The 19965-nt window shown below is 68.5% G+C and carries 23 protein-coding genes; 21 read left to right on the top strand and 2 right to left on the bottom strand.

Features of this window, described 5'->3' with window-relative positions; genetic code table 11:
• Positions 1-7: 7 nt before the first annotated feature.
• Positions 8-718, bottom strand: coding sequence for an SOS response-associated peptidase family protein (locus ACYJP6_RS12495; RefSeq protein ID WP_459475290.1), 711 nt, complete (start codon positions 716-718; stop codon positions 8-10).
• 382 nt (positions 719-1100) lie between these two features.
• Between ACYJP6_RS12495 and ACYJP6_RS12490 the strand changes: the two genes are divergently transcribed.
• The 7 genes from ACYJP6_RS12490 (at position 1101) to ACYJP6_RS12460 (ending at position 6732) form a co-directional block, all read left to right on the top strand.
• Positions 1101-1262, top strand: a complete 162-nt coding sequence (locus ACYJP6_RS12490; protein WP_181902077.1) for a hypothetical protein — start codon at positions 1101-1103, stop codon at positions 1260-1262.
• Between the two features lie 128 nt (positions 1263-1390).
• Complete coding sequence (locus ACYJP6_RS12485) at positions 1391-2302, top strand: SctD/MshK family protein (RefSeq protein WP_459475288.1); 912 nt, start codon at positions 1391-1393, stop codon at positions 2300-2302.
• Positions 2299-2628, top strand: a complete 330-nt coding sequence (locus tag ACYJP6_RS12480) for a hypothetical protein (RefSeq protein ID WP_459475287.1) — start codon at positions 2299-2301, stop codon at positions 2626-2628. The genes ACYJP6_RS12485 and ACYJP6_RS12480 overlap by 4 nt, the downstream gene beginning before the upstream one ends.
• Entirely contained in the window at positions 2621-2962 is a 342-nt protein-coding gene (locus ACYJP6_RS12475; protein ID WP_459475286.1) for a tetratricopeptide repeat protein, read from the top strand. The genes ACYJP6_RS12480 and ACYJP6_RS12475 overlap by 8 nt, the downstream gene beginning before the upstream one ends.
• Positions 2955-5051: an FHIPEP family type III secretion protein gene (locus ACYJP6_RS12470; RefSeq protein ID WP_459475285.1), complete on the top strand. Its 2097-nt coding sequence runs from the start codon at positions 2955-2957 to the stop codon at positions 5049-5051. Before ACYJP6_RS12475 ends, ACYJP6_RS12470 begins: the two co-directional genes overlap by 8 nt.
• A gap of 5 nt (positions 5052-5056) precedes the next feature.
• Entirely contained in the window at positions 5057-6349 is a 1293-nt protein-coding gene (locus ACYJP6_RS12465; protein ID WP_459475374.1) for a type II and III secretion system protein family protein, read from the top strand.
• A complete protein-coding gene (locus ACYJP6_RS12460; RefSeq protein WP_459475284.1) occupies positions 6346-6732 on the top strand; it encodes a hypothetical protein in 387 nt (128 codons plus the stop codon). The genes ACYJP6_RS12465 and ACYJP6_RS12460 overlap by 4 nt, the downstream gene beginning before the upstream one ends.
• Positions 6733-6740: 8 nt before the next feature.
• Here ACYJP6_RS12460 and ACYJP6_RS12455 read toward each other — a convergent pair whose 3' ends face one another.
• Complete coding sequence (locus tag ACYJP6_RS12455; protein ID WP_459475283.1) at positions 6741-7511, bottom strand: tetratricopeptide repeat protein; 771 nt, start codon at positions 7509-7511, stop codon at positions 6741-6743.
• 99 nt (positions 7512-7610) lie between these two features.
• Here ACYJP6_RS12455 and ACYJP6_RS12450 point away from each other — a divergent pair, with 99 nt between their 5' ends.
• The 14 genes from ACYJP6_RS12450 to ACYJP6_RS12385 all read left to right on the top strand — a co-directional run bounded on the left by ACYJP6_RS12450 (position 7611) and on the right by ACYJP6_RS12385 (position 19959).
• On the top strand, positions 7611-8186 hold the full coding sequence (locus tag ACYJP6_RS12450) for a type III secretion protein (RefSeq protein ID WP_459475282.1): 576 nt from the start codon (positions 7611-7613) through the stop codon (positions 8184-8186).
• 15 nt (positions 8187-8201) lie between these two features.
• The gene (locus ACYJP6_RS12445) at positions 8202-8414 is read left to right on the top strand and encodes a hypothetical protein (protein ID WP_459475281.1); all 213 of its coding nucleotides are present in this window, start codon (positions 8202-8204) and stop codon (positions 8412-8414) included.
• Positions 8415-8423: 9 nt separating this feature from the next.
• Complete coding sequence (locus tag ACYJP6_RS12440; RefSeq protein ID WP_459475280.1) at positions 8424-8813, top strand: hypothetical protein; 390 nt, start codon at positions 8424-8426, stop codon at positions 8811-8813.
• Positions 8814-8816: 3 nt separating this feature from the next.
• Positions 8817-9596, top strand: a complete 780-nt coding sequence (sctJ, locus tag ACYJP6_RS12435) for a type III secretion system inner membrane ring lipoprotein SctJ (RefSeq protein WP_459475279.1) — start codon at positions 8817-8819, stop codon at positions 9594-9596.
• Positions 9593-10171: a hypothetical protein gene (locus tag ACYJP6_RS12430; RefSeq protein ID WP_459475277.1), complete on the top strand. Its 579-nt coding sequence runs from the start codon at positions 9593-9595 to the stop codon at positions 10169-10171. Before sctJ ends, ACYJP6_RS12430 begins: the two co-directional genes overlap by 4 nt.
• Positions 10164-10745: an HrpE/YscL family type III secretion apparatus protein gene (locus ACYJP6_RS12425; protein WP_459475275.1), complete on the top strand. Its 582-nt coding sequence runs from the start codon at positions 10164-10166 to the stop codon at positions 10743-10745. Before ACYJP6_RS12430 ends, ACYJP6_RS12425 begins: the two co-directional genes overlap by 8 nt.
• Entirely contained in the window at positions 10735-12063 is a 1329-nt protein-coding gene (locus ACYJP6_RS12420) for a FliI/YscN family ATPase (RefSeq protein ID WP_459475273.1), read from the top strand. Before ACYJP6_RS12425 ends, ACYJP6_RS12420 begins: the two co-directional genes overlap by 11 nt.
• Positions 12060-12521, top strand: coding sequence for a hypothetical protein (locus tag ACYJP6_RS12415; protein WP_459475272.1), 462 nt, complete (start codon positions 12060-12062; stop codon positions 12519-12521). The genes ACYJP6_RS12420 and ACYJP6_RS12415 overlap by 4 nt, the downstream gene beginning before the upstream one ends.
• A complete protein-coding gene (locus tag ACYJP6_RS12410) occupies positions 12512-13483 on the top strand; it encodes a FliM/FliN family flagellar motor switch protein (protein ID WP_459475271.1) in 972 nt (323 codons plus the stop codon). Before ACYJP6_RS12415 ends, ACYJP6_RS12410 begins: the two co-directional genes overlap by 10 nt.
• A complete protein-coding gene (sctR, locus tag ACYJP6_RS12405) occupies positions 13480-14136 on the top strand; it encodes a type III secretion system export apparatus subunit SctR (protein WP_459475270.1) in 657 nt (218 codons plus the stop codon). Before ACYJP6_RS12410 ends, sctR begins: the two co-directional genes overlap by 4 nt.
• A 3-nt stretch (positions 14137-14139) precedes the next feature.
• Positions 14140-14409 carry an EscS/YscS/HrcS family type III secretion system export apparatus protein gene (locus tag ACYJP6_RS12400; protein ID WP_115946921.1) on the top strand — a complete coding sequence of 90 codons (270 nt, stop codon included), beginning with the start codon at positions 14140-14142 and terminating at the stop codon, positions 14407-14409.
• A complete protein-coding gene (sctT, locus tag ACYJP6_RS12395) occupies positions 14410-15225 on the top strand; it encodes a type III secretion system export apparatus subunit SctT (RefSeq protein ID WP_459475269.1) in 816 nt (271 codons plus the stop codon). It begins immediately after the preceding gene.
• A gap of 3 nt (positions 15226-15228) precedes the next feature.
• A complete protein-coding gene (locus tag ACYJP6_RS12390) occupies positions 15229-16278 on the top strand; it encodes an EscU/YscU/HrcU family type III secretion system export apparatus switch protein (RefSeq protein WP_459475268.1) in 1050 nt (349 codons plus the stop codon).
• Between the two features lie 132 nt (positions 16279-16410).
• Positions 16411-19959 (top strand): VIT1/CCC1 transporter family protein, encoded by a 3549-nt coding sequence (locus ACYJP6_RS12385; RefSeq protein WP_459475267.1) that lies wholly within the window; start codon positions 16411-16413, stop codon positions 19957-19959.
• Positions 19960-19965: the final 6 nt, after the last annotated feature.

The raw sequence follows: 19965 nt of genomic DNA, 5'->3' as shown, positions 1-19965 counted from the left end.
GCCTCCCTTACACCAAGGGTTCCGCGATCCGCGTCAACAACTCCGGCCCGTCATTCTTCACGCTGCCCACGGCCTTACCCACCGGGTACCAGTCGAAGGCGTCCACGGGCGTGCCCTCGACTTCGCCGATCTCGCCGGCGCGCTCCAAGGAGAGCTGGGGATCCAGCCATTCCCGGGCCACGGCCGGGGGCAGGACCAGGGGGCGCCGGTCGTGGATGTCGACCATGCCGGCATCGGCGGCGGCGGTGATGATGACGAAGCCGTCATCCTCCTGGGGTGCCTGGTCCGCCGGCCCGAAGTGGCCGATGGCGGCGAAGAACAGCGGCTCGCCGGATCTCAGGGTGATGAAGTAGGGCTGCTTGCGCTTGGGGTCCTCCGGATCCTTCTTCCACTCGTACCAGCCATCGGCGACCACCAGGGCCCGTCCGTTCTTCCAGAGGCTGCGGAACATCCGGCTGGTGGCCGCGGTTTCGACGCGCGCATTGATCACCGGCGGCCGCTTGGCCTGGCGCGCCCAGGCAGGTTGGTAGCCCCAGCGCACCGGATCCAGGTGCAGGCCATCGGCCTGCTGCTTGAGCAGTAGAACCCGGGTGCCGGGTGCCACGTTGTAGCGCCCCAGGGCGCGCGGTTCCAGGCCGGTACGCACCTCGGACACGCCCGCACCGAGGGCGTCCAGGTAGTCGAGGGCATAACGGTATTGGGCGAAACGACCGCACATGGCTAATTCCTGCAGTAGGGGCGCAAGAGCGTCTTGCCATGATCGCTCGCCGGCGACGAGGCAAGGCACTCGCTCAAGACATCGGACAGTGCTCAGTTGCCGAAGTGGCGACGCTGCCCGTCATCGCGCGATTGACAGCCGGGGCAGGGCAGGAGGCTCGGGCAACCAGCTTCACGCCTCGCCGGCCGTCGTGGACGCCGACTGCATCACACCTGGCCGGGGCTTCATGCCACTTCACAACTTTTAACACCCGAGCTCCAGACGCCTGCCTAGCATGGATTGCGCCGATGCCCATCCCGACCTCGCTCGGACCAGGCAGTCGTTCGGTTACGCAAGCGACCCTCTACGTCGCCCACCATGACCTCGTTTCTGGAGCTAAACCATGAGCAATACGCCCCCGGTAAGCAGCGGCGGTACCGACGCCGCTATCGACAAGATGTCCGCGGTGTTCGACATGGCCATCGAGAAATCCGCCAAGATCACCGAACTCACTACTGCCAAGAAGGCCGAGCTCGACGCGACCAAACAGCGGCCGCAGAACTAGCCGTCCGCGCGGGTGGCGCTGCGCGCCGCTCGCGCCTCCAATTCCCGGCGTTCGCGAGACGGATGTCCGCGAGCGCCTGATCTTCGGATTGCCTGGCCAGTCGCCGGTGTAGTGGGAGTCCTCCGATCATGACCGCCGCCGCCATCGAATTGCCCACCACGCTCGCCGATGCCCTCCAGCTCGCGGTGCTGGAAGGGCGTCACCGCGGTGTCCAGTTGCCGCTGTCCCGTGCCCGCTACCGGGTGGGGGCGGAGCCGGGCGCCGACGTCGTCCTGCTCGACGAGGGGGTGGTCGAAGGGCATCTGGAGCTGGATCTCACCGGCCGCGAGGTCGAGGTACGCGCCCTCCACGGCGCGGTACAGGTGGTGCAGGATGGTGTCGGCATCAGGCTCCAGGCGGGGCAGGGTTGCCGCCTGGAACTGCCCGTGGAGCTGACCCTTGGCGCCGCGCGCCTGGTGCTCAACGGGCCGGCCAAGCCGACCGTAGCGCCGGTCAGGCTGCCCTGGCAGTGGGGCGTCGCGGCGGTACTGATGGGCGTTTGCCTGACCACCTACGCCATGTGGCCCGCGGTGGACGCGCCGACGACGTCTTCCGTACCGAACGCCGCGGTACCGGCCCTGGCTGTGCCGACGCCGGACCCGCGGGCGCTCATGCAGCCCCTGCTGGACGCCAGGCAGCTCGCTACGATTCGCCTCGGCTGGCAGGACGAGCGCCTGACCGCCACCGGGGTCATCACTCCGGCTCAACAGCCGGCCTGGATCGCTGTCCAGCGGCGCTTCGACGAGGTGAGCGGCGGCCGCTACCCCTGGCACGACGCCGTGCGCGTGGAGGCCTTGGCGCCGCCGCCCGCATTGGCGGTCAGGGCGGTCTGGTTCGGTCCTTCGCCCTATGTCGTCGTCGATCAAGGCAAGCGCCTCGTCGAGGGCGCGGCCCTCGGCGATGGCTGGACCCTGGCGCGCATCGCCGACCGGCAACTGGTACTGGCGCACGGTGAGCGCCAGTTGGTGCTGGATGTCCCGCGCCTGGAAGCGCGCCGATGAGGGTCGGCACCGAGCCACTGGCCAGGCTCGTCGAGCCACGCGCCGATGCCCACCACCCTTTGGCTGCGCCAGCCGCCCCGGCAGCACGACCGCAGGAGACTCTGCGGGACTCGGCCAGCCTCGACAGCCTGGGCAATCCAGCGCGGCAGACCAGCGTGTTGGCCGAGGCGCCGCGGCTGCTGCGGGATCTGCTGGAGCGGCGCCTGCCCGCCCTCGACCTCGATCCCGCGACTCTGGAGCAGGCGCAACAACTGCTGCAGGACGAACTGAGGACCCTGGAATGGCTGGCCGACCAACGTCATCCCCTGGAGAGCGAACATGAATGACGATGCCCTGACGACGCGCTTGCTCCAGCGGCTGGCAGAACTCTATCGCGAGGCAGGCGACGCCGAGCGCTCCCTGGCGTTACTGCTTCTCGCCGACCGGCTCGCCCCGGCGCAGACCGAGCTGCGCCTGGCACTGGCCGCGGCCTTTCTTGCCAGCGGCCAGGCGACTCGCGCCCTGGCCGCACTGGACAACCTGGCGGGTCAGGCGGTCGAGCGTCCCGCGGTGCTTCGTCTCTCCAGCCAGGCGCTCTGGGCGCTCGGTCGGCGTGACGAAGCACGCCAGCGCCTGCAGCCCTGGCTCGCCCGGGTTCGCCAGGAGGTCACCCATGCTTGAGCGGCTGAGCCGGTTCGCTCAGGTCGCCGCGCGGCGCACCGACATCATCATCGCCCTGTTCATGATCATGGCGGTGGTCATGCTGGTGGTACCCCTGCCCACCGCGCTGGTAGACGTGCTGATCGCCATCAACATCGCCTTCAGCCTGCTGATCCTGGTGGTGGCCTTCTACCTCACCAATCCGGTGGAGCTGTCGGCGCTGCCGCCACTGATCCTGCTCAGCACCTTGTTCCGCTTGGCCCTGGCCATCAGCACCACGCGCCTGATCCTGGTCCAGGGCAACGCCGGTCATATCGTCAAGGCCTTCGGCGAATTCGTCATCGCCGGGGAAGTGGTGATCGGCCTGGTGATCTTCCTGATCATCACCACGGCCCAGTTCGTGGTGATCACCAAGGGCTCCGAGCGGGTCGCCGAGGTCGCGGCGCGCTTCTCCCTGGATGCGATGCCGGGCAAGCAGATGAGCATCGACAACGACCTGCGCAGCGGCGACATCGATGCCCAGGAGGCGCGGCGCCGCCGGGCCGACCTGCAGCGGGAGAGCCAGCTGTTCGGCGCCATGGACGGGGCGATGAAATTCGTCAAGGGCGATGCCATCGCCGGCCTGGTCATCCTCGCCGTGAACCTGCTGGGCGGCTTGCTGATCGGCATGCTGGAGCGGGGCCTGAGCCTTGCGGAAGCGGCCCACCTGTATACCCTGCTCAGCGTCGGTGATGGTCTGATCGCGCAGCTTCCCGCGTTGTTGATCTCCGTTGCGGCCGGGGTCGTGGTCACCCGGGTGCGCAACGAGACGGCCACCACCAGCCTGGGCGGCGAGATCTTCCAGCAACTGGGTGCCAGCCGCGCCGCGCTCCTGCTCACGGCGGCGGTGACCCTTGCCCTGGCCGCGGTACCCGGCTTCCCCAGCCTGGTATTCGTGGTGCTGGCGGCGATCCTCGGCGCCTGCGGCTATGCCGCAGGCCGGCGCGGCCGTGCGGCCGCGCCGAGCGTGCCTGCCGCGGCGACAGACGACGAAGGGCTTCAGCCCGCCGAGGTGGCGGAGCCAGCGCCCGTGGAGGACGTCCAGGGACGGCTACGACTGCGCCTCGCTGGCGGCCTGGACGTGGTGTTGGACTGCGCGGCCCTCCGCCAGCGCCTGGAGGGCGCGCGGTTGGCGGTCCAGGACCAGCTGGGTGTGGCCTTGCCGCGCTGTGGTCTGGTCCGGGATGCTGCGACGGTCGAGGCCTATGGCTTCGAGCTGGACGAGGTGCCGCTGGAAGGGCGCGCCTGGCCGAGCGACGCCCTGCTGGTGCGGGGCGAAGAGGATCGCCTGGCGCTGTTCGACATTCCCTATCGCACGGCGGGAGAGCCGGGCAATTACTGGGTCGCTACCGAGTATCGCGCCCTGCTGGAGGCGGCAGAGCTCCCCCACTGGTCGCTGCCCGAATGGCTCGCCGATGGGCTGCGCCGACTCTATCGGGAGCAGGCAGCGGAGTTCCTCGGGCTGCAGGAAACCCAGCTCCTGGTGACGGCGATGGAGCAGGACTATGGCGAATTGGTGCGCGAGGCGCTGCGCTGCGTACCCTTGCCGCGGCTGGCCGAGACGCTGCGGCTGCTGGTCGCCGAGGGCGTCTCGCTGCGCAATCTGCGTGGCGTGCTGGAAGGGGTGGTCAAGAGCGGTGCCGGTACCGAGACGCCATTACTCGTGGAACGCCTCCGGCGCACCCAGGCCCGCCAGATCAGCCATCGACATGCCGATCCCGAGCGCCTGATCAGTGCTCTGGTACTGGCTCCGGCGCTGGAAGAGCGGCTCCTGGCGGCGGTACGCCGCGGCCCGGGCGAGCAGGTGCCCAGCGAGCTGGCGGACGTGCTGGTGGACGCCCTGGCGGCCTGTTGTCGCGAGGCGAAGCGGCCGCCCCTGCTGGTGGTGCATCCCGGCTTGCGGCCGGCCGTGCGGCGGCTGGCCCGCCAGCGTCTGCGCAGCTTGGGCGCGGTTTTGTCGTTCGCCGAGATCGCCGACGACTATCGCCTGCACGCGGCGCGCGTGGTGGCGGGTGGTGAGCTGCAGGAGCCGCGCCGGGCGCGCGCCTTGGCGGGAGCGAGCCCCCTATGAGACGGATGACGATGGCACTCTGGCTGGGTATGGCCCTGCTGGGTCTGACGCTGGGGTATCACACCGGCGCCGAGGCGGCCGGCCTGCCACGGCAACTGGCGCTGGATTCCGGCCAAGGTCGCCTGCTGCATTTCAAGGCTCCGGTGGATACGGTACTGGTGGCCGATCCCGAGATCGCCGACCTGCAGGTGGTCTCGGCCGGGGTCATCTATGTCTTTGGCAAACGTCCCGGTAATACCACCCTGGCAGCGGTCAATGCAGCGGGCGATACCCTGGCCGATATCGCGCTGGAGGTGTCCGCCAGCGGGGCCGGGGTAGGCCAGGCCCTACGCCAGGCTCATCCTGGCAGCGGCGTGCAGGTCAGGGGCGCGGGCAATCGCCTGGCGGCCCGCGGCCGCACCGCGGACGTCGGTGAAGCCCTGGAGCTCGATGCCCTGCTCGACGAGCGGGACCAGGCCTGGAAGGGCAGCGTCAACACGGCACGCTACTCGGGCTCGCCCCAGGTCAATATCCGCGTTCGCTTCGCCGAGGTTTCACGCAGTGAACTGCTGCGCTACGGCGTGAGCTGGAATGCGCTGTTCAACAACGGCACCTTTTCCTTCGGCTTCCTGACCGGGGGCGCGCTGCCCGCCCAGGCGGCGAGTGGCGCTTCGAATCTGATCAGCGCCGGCCTGGCGTCGGGCAACGTCAACATCGATTCGCTGCTCGAAGCCCTGCAGAGCAAGGGGGTGCTGGAAATCCTGGCAGAACCGAACATCACCGCCGTCAGTGGCGAGACCGCCAGTTTCCTCGCGGGTGGCGAGGTACCGGTCCCGGTGCCGGTCAACCGCGATCTGGTGGGTATCGAATACAAGTCCTATGGGGTGTCGCTGCTGTTCAAGCCGACGCTGCTACCGGATGAGCGCATCGCCCTGCAGGTGCGCCCCGAGGTGAGTGACCTGCTGAGCGAGACGGCGGTCAGCGTTGGCGGCATCAGCGTGCCGTCGTTCCGCGTCCGCCGCGCGGATACCCGGGTCGAGGTGGGCAGTGGCCAGACCTTCGCCATCGCCGGGCTGTTCCAGCGTAACAGCACCCAGGATCTCGAGAAGGTGCCGGGCCTGGGCGACCTCCCGGTATTGGGTAACCTGTTTCGCTCCAAGCGCTTCCAGCGCAACGAGACCGAGCTGGTGATCCTGATCACCCCCTACCTGGTCGAGCCGGTGCGCAATCCCGAGAAGCTGCGTACCCCGCTGGATCCACCGCAGCGCCTGTCCAGCGGCCAGGCCGCTGGGCAACCCTTCGGGTTCTACGTTCGATGAGCCGGCGCCTGGCGAGCATCATCCTGCCCCTGGGACTGGCGCTGCTGGCCGGTTGTGCCACGTCATTGGAGACGCCGCCGCTAGCCCACGGCTACCGCCCGGTGGTCACCGCGAATGGTGAGACCCTGCTGCTGCCGCGACGCTGCGAAGCCTGGGATACGCGCGAGCTTCCGGAGGCCTTGCCTCCGGGCTGCGCCTCGGCGCTGAACCTGCTGGAGATGGTGGAGCGCCAGGACGACCTGCGGGTAGGTCGCGCTACCGGTCCGGCCTTCGCCGCACCCGTGGGGCGTGCTGCGCATCGGTACCTGCAGGGAGACGAATTGCAGCAGCGTCAGCGCGAGCGTGACCAGGATGCCCAGGCCACCACCCGGGGGCAGCCATGAGTCGTGACTCAGGGTTCCAGCAGGCCCAGCGCTGCGATGCGCGCCTGAGGACTGGGCAACTGCGCGATGCGCTGCGCCTGGTGCAACAGTTGCGTTCGCTGCTGGGCATCCCGGTCACCCAGGGGTACCTGCTCGGCGCGGGCGTCCTCGCCGGCCAGGATCAGGACCATCAAGGCGTTGCGCTGCTGTCGAGGCAGGTCACCGGACTGTTGCCCGAGATCGCCGAGGGTCTGCAGCGCCCTGGTGCGGTCAGCGGCGACGGCGTAGGCCAGGGCCAGGTTGCCGCGGATATCGGCATTGCCGGGTTCGCGGTCGAGGGCCTTGCTCAGGGCAGTCTGCCCGCCATTGGCATCGCCAGCGAACAGTCGCGCCAGCCCCAGCCGGCTCCAACTGCTCCCGTCGTCCAGGGCCTGCGCCGCCTGCTCCAGCAGGGGTACGGCGAGTGCCGCCTGGCCTTGACGCAGATACAGGGTGCCTTGACCGAGCTGGCTACGGGCATCGTTCGGCGCCAGGTTCAGGGCCTGGCGATAGGCCGCTGCCGCGCCCGGCAGGTCATTGCTGGCCAGGCGGATGTCGCCGAGGCGGCGCCAGAGATCGGCATTCGCCCCGGGCAGCTGACTGGCCCGCTGGTAGAGCGCCGCCGCCGTGGCGTTGTCGCCGCGCTGGGCAACGTCCTCGGCCAGCTGTGTGAGTCGGGTCTGTTCATCATCCCGCGGGGTATGGCTGCAAGCCGCGAGCAGCAAGGGCAGAGCGAGAGCGAAAGCGCGATGACTGGACACCGGACAGCCTCTTGGCGGTGGACGAGTAGCGCCAGTGTAGCCGCAGCGCGCCCGTCATGGGACAGGCGCATACGCCGAACCCCAGCGCCAGGTGCCTGGTTGCCAGCCTGCCTCGTCCTGCTTCTGGCCTTGCCGGCGCAGGCGCGGGTCGAGCCGGCCTGGTGGCCCCAACCCTATCCCTACGTGGTAGTGGATCAGTCGCTGCAGGAGGTGCTGGAGGCCTTCGGCCGCAACCTCGGCCTACCGCTGGACGTGGACGCGACCGTCGACGGCGAGGCCCCGGCCCGGCTGGAGGCGGCGACCGCCGGTGAATTCCTCGAAGCGCTGGCCCGGACCGCGCGACTCGCCTGGTTCTACGACGGCAACACGCTGCACGTGACCCCGGCCGCGCGTAATCAGCAACAGCGTATCGCCACCGGTGGCCTGGCGGTGGCGCAGGTGCAGCAGCGCCTGGATGCCTATGGCGTCTCCGGTAATCCATTGGCCGTGCGGGCGCTGCCCGGGGCCGGTGGCATCCTCGCCTCCGGCTCGCCAGCCTTCGTCGAATGGCTCCGGCAGCGGCTGGAGACCCCGCCCGCCATCGTCGCCCGGGACCCGTCCCGAAGTGGCGTGCGGGTATTCCGTGGTGCGGCGCGGGAAGAAACCGTCCCAGTCCGCGCCTCTTCGTCCCCCTGAACCCAGGAGTTTCCCATGTCCGTGACCCCCGTAGGTGCCAGCGACGTTCCGGTCGACACCACCCAGCGTTTCGAGGCCGCCGTCGACTCGGCCAAGAACCAGACCTCCGACGCCGAATTGCAGGACGAGCTGATCAGCAACGCCGTCAGCATCGGTGGGCAGTTCATCATCATGCCCAGGGCGCAGGAGATCTTCCAGGAAGCCATGTCCTCGGACGATGAAGAATAGGAGGTCGTCATGAGCCTGCCCGCGGTGGCCGCCCCGGCGGTCGCTCCGGCGCCTGCGATGGCACCGGAGACCCTGCACTCCCAGAACCTGTTCGAGCAGCTGGCGCAACGGGCTGCCGCCGCTCCCACGCCCGATGCGCAGATCGGCGAGCGGCTGTTGCAGCGACTGGATGGCTTTCTCGATCGCTCTCATGCCTTCGCGACCCAGGCCCACGCGGGAGAGCAGGCGCCGGCGGTGACCCCTCCCCAGGCCTCGCCGCGACAGCAGCCAGCCAGCGACGTCGGCCAGCTGGTGGGCAATCTTAGCCGTCTGTTCGACTACGCCATCGAGACCCAGATGGTGGTCCGCGGCGCGACCCAGGTGTCGGGTTCGGCCAACACCCTGATGCGAGGGCAATGACGCATGAGTACCGCCTGGTTGCGTAGAAGTCTGCTGTTGCTCTGCCTGGCGCTGCATGGCTGCGGCGGTACCACGCTCTACACCGATCTCAGCGAGCGCGAGGCCAACACCATGGCGGCGGCCTTGCTGCGCGCCGGCATTGCGGTCGAGCGGCAGGCCCAGGACGATGGCAAGGTCACCCTGCGGGTCGACGAAGCCCGTTTGGCCGAGGCTGTCCATATCCTCAATGAGGCGGGGCTGCCGGAGTCGCGCTTCGACAACCTCGGCCAGGTGTTCAAGAACAATGGGTTGGTGTCCTCGCCGATGCAGGAGCGGGCACAGATGATCTACGCCTTGAGCCAGGAACTGGCCCACAGCATCTCCGAAATCGACGGCATCCGCTCGGCACGGGTACATGTGGTACTGCCGGACAACGACCTGCTCAAGCGGGTGATCTCGCCCTCGTCGGCCTCGGTACTGGTGCGCTACGGCAAGGGCACCGACATCGGCCTGCTGCTGCCGCAGATCAAGACGCTGGTGGCGAAGGGTATCGCGGGTCTTACCTACGAAAATGTCTCGGTGACGGCCATCGAGGCCGTCGAGCCCCCGCCGAGTGTGGCGCCGGTCATCCAACAGTTCCTCGGGCTGCAACTGGTGGCGTCCAGCCTGCCGTGGGCCCGGACCGTGGCTGCCAGTGCCCTGGTACTGATCGTCGGCCTCGCCGGCGCCCTGGCCTGGAGCCTGGGGCGCCGGCGCACGAAGCCGTCGGCACCGGTCGTCTACAGTCTGGAGGCACGGGAATGATGCAGATCCGGTCAGCGGCTTTCGATCCGCTGGAGCTGTTCGATGATGCCTTCCTCGCCGCGTGCTTCCCCGGAGCGCTCGAGCCGGCCGAGGCGGGTCTCCTGCGCCAGCCGCGTTGGTGCACCGCGACGGCCGCGGTCGTCGCCGAGGTTCATGGTCTGCCGGTCTGGGCAGGTAGTCCGCTGGCGAGCGGAGACATCGCCTTGCTACGCGGTGGCGCGGCAGGTCTGCAGCGCGTGGCACTGCGCTGCGGTGCGGTGCGCCAGGCGAGCACGCTTAACGCCGAAATTCGCGGCGAGTATCGCCGGTCGTTCGAGGCCGAGCTGGGCGCCGACGCCCTGGGTTACGCGCGGCGCCATCCCGCGCCCCTGGACGCTCGCCCACCGCTGCCTGTCACTCAGGTGATCGAGGCGGTGCGGACGGACGGCGCTGTCTGTCTTGACGCCTGGCTCGCCAGCCTGCCGCCGCCGGTCATGGCCTGGGTGCGGCTAGGGCTGGCGCTCCCCGCAGCCGCCTGTCAGGGCGGTGATGCCGCGCTGTTCCGCGAGTTGGCCGAGGAGGGTGGTGATGTCTGACTTGCCCCGGCAACCCACGGCGCGGGTGATCCGCGCGGCCGAAGCCGACGCCTGGCGCGATGGCTTTGCGCTGCTGGAAGCCGCACGCCTGGTACTGGCCGAGCAGCAGGCGAGTACCGAGGCCGCACGCGCCCTGGCCTTTGATCAGGGCTTGGCGGAAGGTCGTCGCGCCGCCGAACGCGAGGCGGTCGGGCAGCTGGCTGAGCTGAATCGGCGCGTGCAGGCTTACCTGGCTGGCCTCGAGCCGGCCCTGGCCGAACTGGCCGTGGGCACCGCGCAGCAGGTAGTGGCGGAATGGCCCTTCGCCGACCGGCTGCGTGGCGCGACGCGGCGGGCCTTGACCGCTTTTCACGACCAGCAGGAGCTGGTGCTCTACCTGGCCCGCGAGAGCCACACGCCTGCGGTCGCCGAGGCGCTTGCTGATCTCCCCCTGCGGTTGCAGGTGGACGACGAGCTGGCGGCGGGTCGTGCGCGCCTGTGCAGTCCGGCGGCCTGTGTCGAGGTCACCCTGGACGCGCAGTGGGCGGCCCTGCGCCAGGCCTTGCGACCCGAGGAGGTCGGCGATGACCGATGAACTCCAGGCCATCCTGCCGCGGCTGTCCCAGCGGCTGCACCAGGCCCAGCCGCGGCCGCTGCTCGGACGTCTGCTCGGTGTGCGGGGCCTGGTAGTCCAGGCCAGCCTGCCCGGCGCCCGGGTCGGCGAACAATGCGAACTGCTGGATCCCCACCGCGCCTCACCGTTGCTGGCGGAGGTGGTGGGGCTGGACGGTAACCAGGCCCTGCTGGCACCCGCCGGTAGTCTCGAGGGCCTGTCGCGGCATACGGCGATCCGACATACCGGTCGGGCGCAGGAGGTCGCGGTGGGCGAGGCCTTGCTCGGCCGGGTGGTGGATGCCTTTGGCGCACCGCTCGACGGTGGGCCGGCCGTCGCTGCCACGGCGCTCAGTCGCTGGCCGCTGCGTGCCGCGCCCCCGGCGCCCTTCGCCCGGAAACCGCTGGAGCGCCCCCTGAGCCTCGGCGTGCGAGCGATCGATGGCCTGCTGAGCGTCGCTCGAGGTCAGCGGCTCGGGATCTTCGGCGAGCCGGGAGTGGGGAAGTCGTCACTACTGGGCAGTGTGATGCGGCATTGCCAGGCCGAGGTGCTGGTGATCGGCCTGATCGGTGAGCGCGGCCGCGAGGTGCGGGACTTCATCGAAGGCCAGCTGGACGCCACCAGTCGGGCACGAACGATCGCGGTGGTAGCTACCGCCGAGCGCCCGGCGGCCGAACGGGTCCGGGCCGCCCTGATGGCCACCGCCCAGGCGGAATACCACCGCGCCCAGGGCCGGCATGTGCTGCTGCTGATCGATAGCCTGACCCGCTTCGCGCGGGCGCAGCGCGAACTGGGGCTGGCGGCCGGCGAAACGCCTACCCGGCGCGGCTATCCGCCGTCCTGCTTCGCCAGCCTGCCGGCCCTGCTGGAGCGCGCCGGTGCCACCGAGGCCGGCAGCGTGACCGCGCTATATAGCGTGCTGACCGAAGGCGAGGCCGATCTCGATCCGATCGCCGAGGAGGTACGCTCCTTGCTCGATGGCCACCTGGTCCTCAGCGCTACCCTGGCGCAGCGCAATCACTTCCCCGCCATCGACATCCTGCGCAGTCGTAGCCGTCTCATGGAACGGGTGGTAACGCCCCAGCAGAGCGCTCAGGCCAGTCGGATCAGGGCGTTGCTGGCCCGCCATGCCGATCTGGAGCTGGTGCTCAGTACCGGCGACTACAGCCCCGGTAGCGACGCCCTGAGCGATGAGGCCATCGCCCGGCGTGCCGCGATCGACGGCTTTCTGCAACAGGGCGCCGAGGAGGCGAGCACGCCGGCGGATACCTGGCGACAACTGGCGCAGGTGCTCGCATGAAGCCCGGACTTGCGGATCTGTACCGGCTGCGGGAGTTACGACAGCGCCGGGCGCTGGCGGCCAGGACCGCGCAGGGCGGTCGCGTACGCCAAATCGAGGAAGCGCTACACGAGGCGCAAACCGTCGAGGGTGCGCAGGCCGACGCGGGACGGGCGGCGCGAGCGGCGTTTCTCGACGCCCTGGCGCAGGACGGGGCAGGGCAGGCCCAAGCCGCTCGCGAACGTCGCCGTCAGGCCGAGCATCGCCAAGGTACCGAAACCCTGGCCGCTCGCCGTGCAGCTCTGGAGGCCCAGCTGGTGCAGGAACGGCAACGGGAGCGACACCTGCTGCGGGAACTGGTTCGCCAGCAACGCCGGCTGGACGCCTTGGGCGCGCCGCTGGCAGCGGCGCAGCGCGCGGACTTGCAGCGCCGCGAGGAACGGATGAACGAGGCTTTGGAGATTCCGCGATGCTCCTGACCGGGCTGGCCCTGCCTGAATGGCCATCGGCGTGTGATGTTCGTCTGCACAATCGGCTGCACCGGCCTGGCCACCTGGCGGTGGCGGACTTCGTCTTGCACTGGCCCTGGACCGAGCCCCAGGCAGCGGCCCGGCTGCTGTGCCTTAACGTGGCTATCGCGGGAGAGGGCGCTCAAGTCCGGCTGCCGGAGGCCTGGCTGGCGGCGCGCCTGGCACCCGTCGACCTGGCGGCGACGCTGGCGTTGCCCGCGCGCGCGCGGACGCTCCTGCTGAACCTGCGCCTGGCGCCCTGGCTGGATGCCCTCGGCGCGGCTCTCGAACGGCCCGTGGCCGTGGTGACGGCGCTGGATGAACCACCCGCCTATCGCCTGGCGGTGGGAATCCTGGCGGAGGAGCGTGTCACCGTCGCCGAGTGCGCCCTCGGCCCCCAGGCAGCCGAATGCCTGGCGCGCTACCTGGAGAGACTGCCCGCGCCCACTACGCTGGCATTCGCCGCTGTGACGCTGCCGGCCCGGGTGGAAGCGGGTCGCCAATGGCTGACCGTCGCCGAATGCCGCGCCTTGCAACCCGGTGACGTGGTGCTGCTGGAGACGCCAGCGCCCGACAGCGCCCGTCTGGTAATCGGCGACCGGCTCGGCGCGCGGGTACGCCAGGGCGACGACGGCTGGCTGCTTGGCGAACCCCTTGGATCCCTTGACCTTGCGAGAACACCACCCATGCTCGACTCCGAACTCGACGCGACCCTGGATGAACTGCCACTGGAAGTGATCTGCCAGGTCGGCCAGTTGCGCCTGACCCTGGCCGACCTGCGCGGCCTGGGCGAGGGCAGCGTGCTGCCGCTGAATGCCGACCAGCCCGGCCGGGTGGAGTTGCTGCTCAACGGCCGCCGGCTAGCCTTGGGCGAGCTGATCAGGCTCGGCGAGGGGCTGGGCGTGCGGCTGCTGCGGATGGAGCGCGCATGACCGGCTACCAGCCCAACCTGGTCGAGATCATCCTGGTCGTCGCCACCATCGGGCTGATACCCCTGGCGGTGGTGACCCTGACCGGCTTTCTCAAGATCTCCGTGGTGCTGTTCCTGATCCGTAATGCCCTCGGGGTTCAGCAGACGCCCCCCAACCTGGTGCTCTATGGCCTGGCGCTGATCCTCTCGGTCTACGTCACCACTCCGCTGATGACGCAACTCTACGACGCGGTGGCCGAGCGGCCGCTGGAGCTGGAACGGGTGGAGCAGCTCAAGGAGCTGGGTGCCACCTTGCGCACACCCTTGCAGGAGCACCTGGGACGCTTCGCCAATCCGGGTGAACGGCAGTTTTTCCTGCAGGCCACCGAAGCCGTCTGGCCTGCGGCCGCCCGCCAGGATCTCAAGGAAGACGACCTGGTCATCCTGGTGCCGGCCTTCGTCAGCTCCGAGCTGACCCGCGCCTTCGAGATCGGCTTTCTGCTCTACCTGCCGTTCCTGGTCATCGATCTGCTGGTGGCCAACGTCCTGATGGCCATGGGCATGATGATGGTCTCGCCGACCCTCATTTCCATCCCGCTGAAGATCTTCCTGTTCGTGGCCCTGAGCGGCTGGTCGCGACTGATGCACGGCCTCATCCTCAGCTATGGGAGTTGATCCATGAACCAGGCGCTGTTCCAGGGGCTCATGCAGCACGCCTTGCTCACGGTCCTGCTGCTGTCGGCACCGGCCCTGCTGGTGGCCATCGTCATCGGCCTGGGGGTGGGGTTGCTGCAGGCGCTGACCCAGGTCCAGGACCAGACCCTGCCGCAGGGCGTCAAGCTGGTGGCCGTGCTGCTGGTGGTTATCTTCCTCGGCCCGCTGCTGGCCGGGCAGGTCATGGGCCTGGCGGACGAGGTGCTCAACAACTTCCCGGCCTGGACGCGCTAGATGGACTTCGCCCTGGCGCCGGATGTGCTGGACCAGATCGTCCCGCTGTTGCAGGGCGTGGCGCTGGCGGCGAGTCGTGCCACCGGACTGGTCCTGGTCACGCCGGCCTTCAACCGCCTTGGCCTGACCGGGCTATTGCGGACCAGTGTCGCCGTGGTGATCGCAGTGCCCATGATGCTGCCGGTGGAGCAGGGGCTAGCGGCCCTGGCGGACTACTCGGGCTGGCTGATCATGGGCCTGCTGGTGAAGGAGCTGTTGATCGGCGTGACCGTGGGACTGCTGTTCGGCATCCCGTTCTGGGCGGCGGAAGTGGCCGGCGAGCTGGTCGACTTGCAGCGGGGTTCGACCATGGCACAGTTGGTGGATCCGGCGCAGTCCGGTGAGACCGGGATTTCCTCGACGCTGCTGTCGGTCGCCCTGATCACCCTGTTCTTCCTCTCCGGCGGCTTCATGCTCATGGTCGGCGGCTACTATGACAGCTACCGCTTCTGGCCGGCGACCGCCTTCACGCCGGTGGTGGTGGCGCCCGCGTTGGAGGGACTGCTGGCGGTACTCGACCAGGTCATGCGCACGGGGCTGCTGATGGTGGCCCCCCTGGTGATCGCGCTGTTGATCGCCGACCTGATGCTCGCCTTCCTCGCGCGCATGGCACCCAACATGCACATCTTCGACTTATCCCTGGCGGTCAAGAACCTGATCTTCGCCGTCATCATGGTACTCTACTGCGTCTACCTGGTCCCGCTCATGCTCTACCAGCTGGCGGAATTTCGCGGCACCGTGGAGCTGCTCAAGACCCTGGCCGGCGCCGAGGGCTGACCCATGGCCGATACCTCGGAGGAAAAATCCCAGCCGGCCTCCGACCGCAAGCTGCGCGAGGGGCGCCGCAAGGGCCAGATCGCGCGCAGCCAGGACATGGTCTCCGCCGTGGTGTTGCTCAGCGCCAGCCTGGCGCTGGTGGTGCTGGTTCCGCGCTTCGTCGGTCGGCTGCGAGCCTTCTTCGAGCAGGTCGCCGACCTCTATGTGCAGCCCTTTGCCGAAGTTGCGCCGCGCCTGCTGGGCGATGCCCAGAGCCTGATCCTCCAGGGTTGCCTGCCGCTGTTCGCGCTGGTGGTGGTCACCGTGATCCTCACCAACTGGCTTATCACCCGCGGCCCGGTGTTCTCGCTGGAGCCGCTCAAGCCACAGTTCTCCCGCATCAATCCAGTCGAAGGTCTCAAGCGGCTGTTCGCGCTGCGTAATCTGGTCGAGTTTCTCAAGGGCCTGGTCAAGGTCGGGGTGCTGTCGCTGGCCTTCTATGTCATCGGCCGGCTGGGCCTGCAGGCGCTGCTGGAGTCCTCGCGTTGCGGCCTGGGGTGCGTGGACGCCACCTTCATCGCCGTGCTCAAGCCCTTGGCCGTTACCCTGGTCGTGGTCTACCTGGCCCTTGGGCTGGCGGATATTCTCCTGCAGCGTTGGCTGTTTCGCCGTGACCAGCGGATGACCCGTAGCGAACAGAAGCGCGAGCGCAAGGATCTCGAAGGGGATCCGGCGATCCGACAGGAACGCCAGCGCCTGAGACGCGAGACCCAGGCCCTGACCACTCGCCGCCTCGGGCTGTCGGCAGCCACCCTGGTCCTGGAAGGGGCAGGTGGGGAAGTGGTCGGTCTGCGTTATCGCCGGGGCGAGACGCCGGTGCCGGTGGTGGTCTGCGGCGCACAGGGCGAGGGTGCCGAGGCCCTGCGCCGGGAAGCCCGGGCCGCCGCGCTGCCGATTGCCGTCGTGGGCGACCTGGCCGCGCGCATCGCGCGCCGCAGCGTACCGGGGGAGCCCATCCCCGAGGCGACCTTCCAGGAAGTGGCCGACCTGCTGGTACAGGCCGGCTTGATCTAGAGGCGCTACGAATCCCGTCACAAATCGCTGATTTCACAACATTTCGCAGCCTTTTAACCCTGGGTGCCCGGGCGTGTTCCTAGACTGGAGGAGGCCCTCCCGTCCCAACCGTCGCCACGAAGGACTCTCGAAATGTCGACCTCGCCCGTCTCTACCAAGACCGATCGCTCGCCGTCTCCCACTGCCGACACGCCCAACGCCAAGCTAGGCGTGTTTCTGCGCGCCCTGAAGAACAGCAGCGTGACGCCGAGGTCGGCGGCGCCCGGCGACAAGGCGCCGGTGCTCAGCGATTACGCGAGCATCGGCAAGCCGGGGGCGCAGGGCGCCGCTACGGTGGTCTATGTCACCACCGAAGGCGAGCGGGTGCTGGTAGCCCAGTCCAGCAATCCCGAGCTTTATGAGCAGGTACTGGCCGACGCCAAGGCGCTGCCCACGGTACAGGCGCGGCTGGCGGACGGTTATACGCTCGCCGCGCCAGACGGCCAGGCCCCGGCCGCGCTGGCCGACTACGCCGGGGTGCCCGAGCGCCTGAGCGACCGCCTCCTGGCCTACAGCACACCAGCGGGCAAGGTCCTGGTGGATGTCTCCCGCAGCCCCGAGCTGGCAAAGCAGGTGAAAGGCGATCTGGATACGCTGGCCGCGCTCGACGGCAGCGTGGCCCAGGGCTACGAGCGCGCCAAGGGCGACCGGGCGCCGGAAGCGGCCGACAACTATCTGAATATCGGTCCGCCGGATGAAACCGGCCCGGGGATCATCCGCTACGAAACCCAGGACGGGCACAAGGTGGTGATCGCCGAACGGGAGAATCCGGAAGCCTTCGCTGCCGCGAAGAAGGCCTACCGAGCGTTGTCGGAGGTCAACCAGCGACAGGCGGAAGGGTACCGGGCCGCCGCGGCTGGCGAGGCGCCACCCCCCTTTGGCGATACCGAGGTGGAGGCCCCGGGCAAGGGTGGCACCCTCAGCTACCGGCACGGTGACGACAAGGTGGTGGTGGATCCCAACACCAACCCGGCGCTCTACGCCTACCTCGAAGGGATGAGAACCATCGACGCGGACCCGGGGCGCTCCAGCGCCATCCAGGGCGCCCTCGATGGCGGTGCCACCCTGGCCAGCCAGGATGCCACCGCGCCCAAGCTCAACGACTACAAGGAATTCCATTGGCAGGTGGGGGAGGAGGGCAATGTCATCAGTTACCAGACCCACGATGGCCAGAACGTGGTGGTCTCCCGTGACCTGACCCCTGAACTCTTCGAGCGGGTCAAGGCGGACAAGCTGAGTTGGGACAAGATCCACGAGAGCGAGCAGGACGGCTACAAACTGGCCGGCCCCAACGACTTCATGAAGGGAGACTCCTGGACGATCGGTCCGCCGGACGAGCTTACCGATGGCCTCATCCGCTACGAGACGCCGGACCAGGGCAAGGTCATCGTCTCCCGTGACCTTAGTCCCCAGCTCTACCAGGATGTCCTCGATCGCTGGGACGCCATGAGTACCAAGCCGGTGGATGACACCCGCGCCAAGTACGATCTCAAACCGGAGAGCGAGCTGGACATCCTCGCCATGGGTACCGGCCAGCACGGCGACGGCGACAACGCCCCGGAACTCAATGTCCAGGAGCTGGCCACCAAGGACCTGATCGATGGCTACAGGAAGGGCGTGGAGGACGGCAGCATCGGCAAGGACGATCCGCGCGCCCAGCTGGTCCGCGCACTGGAGGCCCAGGCGGCCTACCAGAACGGCCGCGGGGTAACCGGCTACGAGGAGGCAACGCGCCCCTTCAACACCACCTGGCGCGAGTCCGACGACAAGCAGACGCAGCTCACCTCGGCTGACATGCATGATTTCATCGACGGACCCAAGCTGCAGGAGCGCCTCACGGCGCTGTTCGACGACCCGACCGTCCAGAAGGACTACGCCGACAAACTCAATGGCGCCCTCGAACGCATCCCCGACAAGGACAAGGTCAAGCAGAACCTGATCGATACGCTCAACAGCGACGCCTACACCCACTACCTCGACGACCTCAAGGGGCAGGGACGGCAGAATGAAGCCAGCCAGGACGTCAACCGGATGCTGGCGGCGCTCAACGTGCTCGATCCCGAGGAGGGCAAGAAGGCGGCCCAGCGGCTGCAGGTCAACGCCCTGACCAGCGATCTCAACGAGCTGGTGGACGATCCCAGCAAGATCGAGCAGTCGGTGAAGAACAAGGCCGCCGGCGACCTCTTCACCCTGATCAAGACCATCCTCAGTTCCTCGGCGGGCATCAGCCGGCAGACCTACAACTCCATCGACGGCTTCATCAAGGAATTCGCTGGCGACGCCAAGCTCACCGAGGTGACCAAGGCCATCGAGGAGCTGCAGACCAGGTTCGAGCGCGGCCAGATGATCACCGCCGACGACATCAGCCAGGCGGTGCAGAAGCCCTATATACCCCTCGAAGACCGCGGCAAGATCGCCGGTTTCCTCGGCACCCTCAACAATGCCGGCATCCTGGGTTCCTTCTCTGGCGCCCTGAGCCTGGTGTCCGGTATCTATACCCTGACCAAGGGCGGTGAGGCGCTGGCCAGCGATCCGCTGGCGCGTCTCGGGGTGGCCCGCGACTTCATCAACTTCCTCAGCATGGGGCCGCAGTTCGCCAAGCTGTTCGACCAGGGGCTGTCGGTGCTGGGCAAGAATGGCGTGGCCGATGCGTTGGGCGTCAGCAAGACGCTGAAAGAAAACCTGGGTGCATCCTGGATCCCGACCTGGGACAAGCCGACCCAGATTTCTTCGGTACCCCTCTATGTCCCGGAGCTGCCTGAGGTGACCACCGGGGTAGCCGACGAACTGCGTCGAGACGGCAATGCGATCGCCGATCGGGTACTCAGCGAGGCGACACCGCCAGCGGCCCCCGCCGTGCCGGCTACCGGCAGTGGCAGTGGTGCGGTCGACGGTAACGATGCCAAGGGCATCCAGGGGTTGATGGACGACCTTAACAGTAGCGCGAAGCGTCCGTCGGTACGGGGCTCCACGGGGACCCGGATCGCCGGTTCCGCCCTGAAGACCCTGGGCGCGCTGAGCGACGGTATCGGCGGCGTGGCGGACATCGTCCTGGGCGCCTTCTCGCTCAAGTCCAGCGTGGCGAGCAACGACAAGGCCGGCATCGCCATGGGTTCCTTGCAGGTGGTCAGCGGAACCATGGGCATGGCTGCCGGCGGCATCGGCATCGCCGGGCTGTTCGGTAGCGTCGGCGCGGCGTCGGCGCTCACCGGCCCGCTGTTCCTGGGAGCGCTGATCCTCGGCGGCATCGCCGCCATCGCCGGCATCTTCATCAACCACAACAAGAAGCAGAAGGCCACCGACGCCGAGGGCGACTGGTATAAGGACCTGGCCAAGGACGGTCTGATGCAGGCCGATTGGGCGGAGAAGCTGGAGTACGCCCGCTACGAGATCCACCACTACGGTGGGCGCGATACGCCGGACGACGACAGTCTGTTCCGCTACCAGTCCAGCGAATTCGAGCATTTCAAGGATACGCCGCAGAAGGGCGGCAGCTCCAGCAATCGGCTGGATGGCGAGCTGCACAAGGACTACGTCTCGCCCGAAGAAGCAGCGGCCAAGGCGAAAGCGGCGGAGGAGCGCGAGAACCAGCCGGAGCGTCCGACCCGTGGCGGTGGCGGCCCTGGTGCACGCCTGGCCTAGGTCTGA

It is taken from the genome of Pseudomonas sp. No.117, assembly GCF_054558395.1.
This window is presented reverse-complemented; position numbering and strand designations above follow the sequence as displayed.

Bases quoted from the DNA above. Each gene is read 5' to 3' on its own strand.
- ACYJP6_RS12495 (WP_459475290.1), bottom strand. From the start codon at position 718: ATGTGCGGTCGTTTCGCCCAATACCGTTATGCCCTCGACTACCTGGAC.
- ACYJP6_RS12490 (WP_181902077.1), top strand. From the start codon at position 1,101: ATGAGCAATACGCCCCCGGTAAGCAGCGGCGGTACCGACGCCGCTATC.
- ACYJP6_RS12485 (WP_459475288.1), top strand. From the start codon at position 1,391: ATGACCGCCGCCGCCATCGAATTGCCCACCACGCTCGCCGATGCCCTC.
- ACYJP6_RS12480 (WP_459475287.1), top strand. From the start codon at position 2,299: ATGAGGGTCGGCACCGAGCCACTGGCCAGGCTCGTCGAGCCACGCGCC.
- ACYJP6_RS12475 (WP_459475286.1), top strand. From the start codon at position 2,621: ATGAATGACGATGCCCTGACGACGCGCTTGCTCCAGCGGCTGGCAGAA.
- ACYJP6_RS12470 (WP_459475285.1), top strand. From the start codon at position 2,955: ATGCTTGAGCGGCTGAGCCGGTTCGCTCAGGTCGCCGCGCGGCGCACC.
- ACYJP6_RS12465 (WP_459475374.1), top strand. From the start codon at position 5,057: ATGACGATGGCACTCTGGCTGGGTATGGCCCTGCTGGGTCTGACGCTG.
- ACYJP6_RS12460 (WP_459475284.1), top strand. From the start codon at position 6,346: ATGAGCCGGCGCCTGGCGAGCATCATCCTGCCCCTGGGACTGGCGCTG.
- ACYJP6_RS12445 (WP_459475281.1), top strand. From the start codon at position 8,202: ATGTCCGTGACCCCCGTAGGTGCCAGCGACGTTCCGGTCGACACCACC.
- ACYJP6_RS12440 (WP_459475280.1), top strand. From the start codon at position 8,424: ATGAGCCTGCCCGCGGTGGCCGCCCCGGCGGTCGCTCCGGCGCCTGCG.
- sctJ (WP_459475279.1), top strand. From the start codon at position 8,817: ATGAGTACCGCCTGGTTGCGTAGAAGTCTGCTGTTGCTCTGCCTGGCG.
- ACYJP6_RS12430 (WP_459475277.1), top strand. From the start codon at position 9,593: ATGATGCAGATCCGGTCAGCGGCTTTCGATCCGCTGGAGCTGTTCGAT.
- ACYJP6_RS12425 (WP_459475275.1), top strand. From the start codon at position 10,164: ATGTCTGACTTGCCCCGGCAACCCACGGCGCGGGTGATCCGCGCGGCC.
- ACYJP6_RS12420 (WP_459475273.1), top strand. From the start codon at position 10,735: ATGACCGATGAACTCCAGGCCATCCTGCCGCGGCTGTCCCAGCGGCTG.
- ACYJP6_RS12415 (WP_459475272.1), top strand. From the start codon at position 12,060: ATGAAGCCCGGACTTGCGGATCTGTACCGGCTGCGGGAGTTACGACAG.
- ACYJP6_RS12410 (WP_459475271.1), top strand. From the start codon at position 12,512: ATGCTCCTGACCGGGCTGGCCCTGCCTGAATGGCCATCGGCGTGTGAT.
- sctR (WP_459475270.1), top strand. From the start codon at position 13,480: ATGACCGGCTACCAGCCCAACCTGGTCGAGATCATCCTGGTCGTCGCC.
- ACYJP6_RS12400 (WP_115946921.1), top strand. From the start codon at position 14,140: ATGAACCAGGCGCTGTTCCAGGGGCTCATGCAGCACGCCTTGCTCACG.
- sctT (WP_459475269.1), top strand. From the start codon at position 14,410: ATGGACTTCGCCCTGGCGCCGGATGTGCTGGACCAGATCGTCCCGCTG.
- ACYJP6_RS12390 (WP_459475268.1), top strand. From the start codon at position 15,229: ATGGCCGATACCTCGGAGGAAAAATCCCAGCCGGCCTCCGACCGCAAG.
- ACYJP6_RS12385 (WP_459475267.1), top strand. From the start codon at position 16,411: ATGTCGACCTCGCCCGTCTCTACCAAGACCGATCGCTCGCCGTCTCCC.